General features: G+C 73.5%; 6 protein-coding genes. 3 read left to right on the forward strand and 3 right to left on the reverse strand.

Annotated features, from left to right (window positions below; translation table 11 throughout):
- Positions 1 to 31: 31 nt before the first annotated feature.
- Positions 32 to 568, reverse strand: coding sequence for an NUDIX hydrolase family protein (locus ACJOT3_RS32490; RefSeq protein ID WP_406976959.1), 537 nt, complete (start codon positions 566 to 568; stop codon positions 32 to 34).
- 239 nt (positions 569 to 807) lie between these two features.
- Here ACJOT3_RS32490 and ACJOT3_RS32495 point away from each other — a divergent pair, with 239 nt between their 5' ends.
- Positions 808 to 1,302, forward strand: coding sequence for an STAS domain-containing protein (locus ACJOT3_RS32495; protein WP_406976960.1), 495 nt, complete (start codon positions 808 to 810; stop codon positions 1,300 to 1,302).
- Positions 1,303 to 1,355: 53 nt separating this feature from the next.
- Here the strand turns inward: ACJOT3_RS32495 and ACJOT3_RS32500 are convergent, their stop codons facing one another.
- Together ACJOT3_RS32500 and ACJOT3_RS32505 are read right to left on the reverse strand one after the other, a co-directional pair.
- Complete coding sequence (locus ACJOT3_RS32500; protein ID WP_406976961.1) at positions 1,356 to 3,038, reverse strand: PH domain-containing protein; 1,683 nt, start codon at positions 3,036 to 3,038, stop codon at positions 1,356 to 1,358.
- A complete protein-coding gene (locus ACJOT3_RS32505) occupies positions 3,035 to 3,532 on the reverse strand; it encodes a PH domain-containing protein (RefSeq protein WP_406976962.1) in 498 nt (165 codons plus the stop codon). Before ACJOT3_RS32505 ends, ACJOT3_RS32500 begins: the two co-directional genes overlap by 4 nt.
- 108 nt (positions 3,533 to 3,640) lie before the next feature.
- Here ACJOT3_RS32505 and ACJOT3_RS32510 point away from each other — a divergent pair, with 108 nt between their 5' ends.
- Both ACJOT3_RS32510 and ACJOT3_RS32515 read left to right on the forward strand, forming a co-directional pair.
- Positions 3,641 to 4,570, forward strand: a complete 930-nt coding sequence (locus tag ACJOT3_RS32510; protein WP_406976963.1) for an SPFH domain-containing protein — start codon at positions 3,641 to 3,643, stop codon at positions 4,568 to 4,570.
- A 16-nt stretch (positions 4,571 to 4,586) separates the two neighbouring features.
- On the forward strand, positions 4,587 to 4,805 hold the full coding sequence (locus ACJOT3_RS32515; RefSeq protein WP_406976964.1) for a type II toxin-antitoxin system antitoxin: 219 nt from the start codon (positions 4,587 to 4,589) through the stop codon (positions 4,803 to 4,805).
- The last annotated feature ends 17 nt before the right edge of the window (positions 4,806 to 4,822 follow it).

Raw genomic sequence — 4,822 nt, forward strand, 5'->3', positions numbered from 1 at the left:
GCCGCCGCGGGGCCCGGCCGGGTCGAGCGGGTCAGGGCGCGTGCCCCACGTGGGCCAGCGCCTGGCGCAGCAGCACGTCCTGGCCGTCGTTCATCTCCGCGTGCACCGCCGGGTCGGCGGCCTCGGCGGGGGTGAGCCACACCAGGTCCAGGGCGTCCTGGCGGGGCTGGCAGTCGCCCGAGACCGGCACGATGTAGGCCAGTGCCACCGCGTGCTGGCGCGGGTCGTGGAACGGGGTGACCCCGGGGGTGGGGAAGTACTCGGCGACCGTGAACGGCTGCGGGGAGGCGGGGACGCGGGGCAGGGCCACCGGGCCCAGGTCCTTCTCCAGGTGGCGCAGCAGCGCGTCGCGGACCCGCTCGTGGTACAGGACCCGGCCCGAGACCACCGAGCGGTGGAACCGGCCGTCGGGGGTCGCCCGCATCAGCAGTCCGACGTGGGTGACCTGGCCGACCTCGTCGACCCGGACCGGGACGGCCTGCACGTAGACCAGGGGCATGCGGCCGCGGAGGCCCTCCAGCTCCTCGGCTGAGAACCAGCCGGGTCGCGTCTCGGCGGTTTCGGTCATGGGGTGCGCGGCGCGCTCCCGCCCCGGCAGGGCGGGAGGGGTGCGTCGCTCCCTCCCTTCTGTGCGCTGTGCGTCGGCCCGATGCCCCGGGGCCTGCCGGCCCCGGGACGCGGGTGTCCCTACCGCTTCTATCGCACGCGGGGCCGCGGGGCACGGTGCGGGGGCGTTTCCGGGTGTGTCCGAGAAAGGATGGCAGGACTGTCCCGACGGCCAGACACGCCGGTCCGGGAGGTCAGGTGATGCTGTCCCCGCAGCCACATCGGCGAGTTTTCAGGGGTTTTCCTCGGAAAAAGCCTCCCGGAACCTCTCTGGAGAGGTTACGATCTCGTACGCGGTTGCGTAGTGGAAAGATTACGTCCGGTGAGAGGTGGTCCCTAGTGGCACGGGATGTCCGATTCCAGGATCGTCTCCCGCACCCCGGTGTGACGGTGGTGCCGGTGGACGGTGAGATCGACCTGGCGACCGTTCCCGGTCTGCGCGCCCGGTTGGCGGCGGCGGTCCGCGAGGAGCGCTGCGAGTGCCTGGTCGTCGACCTGGCGGGCGTGGGCTTCCTGGACGCGAGCGGGGTGGGCGCCCTGGTGGCGGCCCACCGGATCCTGGCCGCCCGGGGAGCCCGCCTGGTGCTGGCCCGGCCCCGCCCGGCCGTCGCCCGGGTCCTGGAGATCCTGGGCATGGACCGGGCCTTCGAGATCGTGCCCGCCCCGCCCGTCCGCGGACGGGCCGGACAGGTATAGCGGCCCCGCGAGGTTCCCCCGGCGCCCGCCCCCGTGCGGGCGCCGGGGAACCCTCACTCCCGTCGGTCGTCCTCCCGCTCCCGCTCCCGGTCGCCGTCCCGTTCCAGGAACTGGGAGAGCAGCCCCGGCACCGCCAGGTCCGCCCAGCCCAGCCCCTGCCCCATCCCCACGTCGGCGGCGGTGTACATGCCCTTGCCCGAGGCGGTGGTGGCCGACAGGTGCGCCAGCCCGGCCCGGCGCTGGAACGGCGTGCGGGTGATCCGCCAGCCGATCACCGCCGACCGCTCCAGGGTCACGGTGTCGCGCACCGCCATGCCCCGGCGCACCACCAGGTAGCGCGGGTGCAGGCCGTGCCCCAGCGCCCGGTGGGAGCCGACCGCGTACCAGAACGCCAGCACGGCGAACAGAGCGCCCAGCAGCCACCAGCCCCAGACCGGGGCGTCCTCCACCAGGTGCGTGGCCACCGGGATCGGGCTCAGCTCCGCCTCGATCTCGTGGGCGGCGTCCCACCAGGCCTCGGCGGCCAGCGCGTGCACCCGCGCCAGCCCCGCGACCACGGCGAAGCCCGCCAGCGACGCCCACCCGGCGCGCACCAGCCTGCGGCGCAGCGCCGCCCGCGGGTGCGCGGTCAGCGGCAGGTCCAGCGGCGATTCGGGGGTGCGCATCAGGTCGGCCGCCAGCTCGCGGGCGCGGGCCCGCGGCATCGGCGGCGACAGGCGGCTCTTGGCCTGGGTCTTCTCGTCGTCCCCGGCGGCCAGGCCGGTGGCGACCGCGCGCACGTCCGCGCCGCCGACCGTGCGCAGCACCAGCGGTTCGTGCAGGGTGACACCGTTGAGGCGGCGGCCCTCGACGGTGATCGACTGGCTGTTGAGCAGGCCCCGGCGCATCACCACGGTCCCGTTGGCCTCCCGGACCAGCCGGTAGTTCCACCAGGTCTCCACCGCCACGGCCAGCAGCACGACCGCGCCCGACACCAGCAGGACGAGCAGGGACACGGGGATGACGACCAGCAGCCGGCCCATGACGTAGTCGCCGATCGCGGCGGCGCTGGGCAGCCCGGTCTGCTCGGAGATCCACCGGTAGATCCAACCCTCGAACTGGGCGTTGGTCCCGATCAGGGCGGCCAGGGCACCGATGCCCAGTCCCAGGGTGGCGGTGGTGGCGGGGGCGTAGCCGAGCCACCGCGGGTCCAGCCGGGCCAGTTCCAGGCCGTCGGGCTCCTGGCCGTCCTCGGCGGTGCCCGGTGCCTCGCGGTACAGCAGTTCGCGGCGCAGCCGCTCGCCCTGGGCGGCGGTGACGTACTGGAGCTTGATCTGGTCGGAGCCGGAGTCGACCTTCTCCCCGGTGCCGACGGTCACCGCGCACAGGCCGAAGGGCCGGGCGTAGATCGGCGCGGCCACGTCCACGGTGCGCACGCGTTCGCGCGGCACCGAGCGGTTGGTCTTGGCGAGCACGCCCGAGCGCATCTCCATGCGCTCGTCGGTGACGCGGTAGGAGACCGCCTTGAGGACCGTCATGTCGATCGCGGTCAGCGCGGCGGTGAGGGCCAGGGCCGCCGGGACCGGGGCCAGTGCCCACCAGGGCTGGTCGGCCACGATCAGCACGACGACGCCGACGACGGCGCCGGGGACGAGGAACAGGGCGACGACGGCGGTGTTGGCCCACACGCTGAGCGGGTTCAGGCCCTGCCAGTCGCCCAGCGGGCGGGAGGTCTCGGGTCGCTGCGCGGTGGTCATGTCGCGTCCCCCGGAACGGCCTGGGTGGTCTCGGTGAGCTGGTCGGCGACCTTGACCGCCAGGTCGTGGTCCAGGCCCGCGATCTCGATGGGCCCGGCGGCCGAGGCGGTCGTGACGGTCACGCTGGACAGCCCGAACGCCCGCTGCATCGGGCCGCGCTTGGTGTCCACGGTCTGGATGCGGGACATGGGGGCCACCCGCCACTCCTGCCAGAACCAGCCGCTGGAGGCGTAGACGGCGGTGTCGGTGACCTCCCAGCGGTGGACGCGGTAGCGCCACTGCGGCATCACGGCGGTGATGAGCAGCCCCGGGATCCCCAGGACGGCGGCGGCGACGAGGAACCAGAAGCGGACGGGCTCCCAGATCAGGGCGGGCACGACGGGGACCGCGACGAGGACGGCCGTGGTGATCAGCGAACGGGTGGTCCACCAGCGGATGGCGCGGGGGTCCACGCGGTGGTTCGGCGGGCGCAGGCGCGGTGTGTCGGTGGTCATCGCGTCCACGTCTCCTCTCGGTCTCGTGGGCCCCTTCGGCCCGGCTCTTATAAAAAGTGATATCACAATGCTATGCTCGCGTCATCACTTGAGAGGGAAGGAACGTCCATGACCGAACCCACCGCCCCCGCCCCCGGTTACCGGGAGGCCCCGCAGTACCGGGAGACCACCGCCAAGAGCCGCGACGGCATCGGCGTCTTCCTGCTGGCCGTCGTGATCGTCCTCGCCGGCGCCGCCGTCGCGGGGACGCCCTTCCTCGTCGAGGCGGTGCCGTTCGTCGCGGCCCTCGTCGTCGGCGGCCTCATCGCGGTCTTCGGCCTGTTCCTCATGCTGGGGCTGACCATGGTCGCCCCCAACGAGGCCCGCGTCGTGCAGCTCTTCGGCCGCTACGTCGGCAGCGTACGCACCGACGGCCTGCGCTGGGTCAACCCGCTGACCGAGCGCAACGCCGTCTCCACGCGCATCCGCAACCACGAGACCTCCGTCATGAAGGTCAACGACGCCTCCGGCAGCCCCATCGAGATCGCCGCCGTCGTCGTGTGGCAGGTGGAGGACACCGCCCGCGCCACCTTCGAGGTCGACGACTTCGTGGAGTTCGTGTCCATCCAGACCGAGGCGGCCGTGCGCCACATCGCCGGCCACTACGCGTACGACTCCTACGAGGCCGAGGGCGGCGCCCTGTCGCTGCGCGACAACGCCGACACCATCACCGAGCGCCTCTCGGAGGAGGTCGGCCAGCGGGTCGACGCCGCGGGCGTGCGCATCGTGGAGTCCCGCTTCACGCACCTGGCGTACGCTCCGGAGATCGCACAGGCCATGCTCCAGCGTCAGCAGGCGGGCGCCCTGATCGCCGCCCGCGCCGAGATCGTCGAGGGCGCCGTGGGCATGGTCGACCGGGCCCTGGCCCGGCTGTCGGAGGAGCACGTGGTGGAGCTCGACGAGGAGCGCAAGGCCACCATGGTCAGCAACCTGCTGGTCGTGCTGTGCTCGGACCGCCCCGCCAGCCCGGTCGTCAACACGGGGACGCTCTACCAGTGACGGGATCGAGGTGGCCGTGCCGGAGCGCAAGAAGGTGCTGCTGAGGCTCGACCCCGCCGTCCACGACGCCCTGGCGCGGTGGGCGGGCCAGGAGCTGCGCAGCACCAACGCCCAGATCGAGTTCCTCCTGCGCCGTGCCCTCGACGACGCGGGACGGATGCCGAAGGAGGCCGGGGACCTACCCCGCCGCGGACGCCCCCGCAAGGAGGAGCCCCCCGAGGACTCGGAAGGCTGACGCCCCCCACGCCAGAG

This window comes from Nocardiopsis protaetiae (assembly GCF_045446735.1).
GTDB lineage: Bacteria > Actinomycetota > Actinomycetes > Streptosporangiales > Streptosporangiaceae > Nocardiopsis > Nocardiopsis protaetiae.

Coding starts and splice junctions, on each gene's coding strand:
- ACJOT3_RS32505 (WP_406976962.1), bottom strand. CDS start 3,532: ATGACCACCGACACACCGCGCCTGCGCCCGCCGAACCACCGCGTGGAC.
- ACJOT3_RS32490 (WP_406976959.1), bottom strand. CDS start 568: ATGACCGAAACCGCCGAGACGCGACCCGGCTGGTTCTCAGCCGAGGAG.
- ACJOT3_RS32495 (WP_406976960.1), top strand. CDS start 808: ATGCTGTCCCCGCAGCCACATCGGCGAGTTTTCAGGGGTTTTCCTCGG.
- ACJOT3_RS32500 (WP_406976961.1), bottom strand. CDS start 3,038: ATGACCACCGCGCAGCGACCCGAGACCTCCCGCCCGCTGGGCGACTGG.
- ACJOT3_RS32510 (WP_406976963.1), top strand. CDS start 3,641: ATGACCGAACCCACCGCCCCCGCCCCCGGTTACCGGGAGGCCCCGCAG.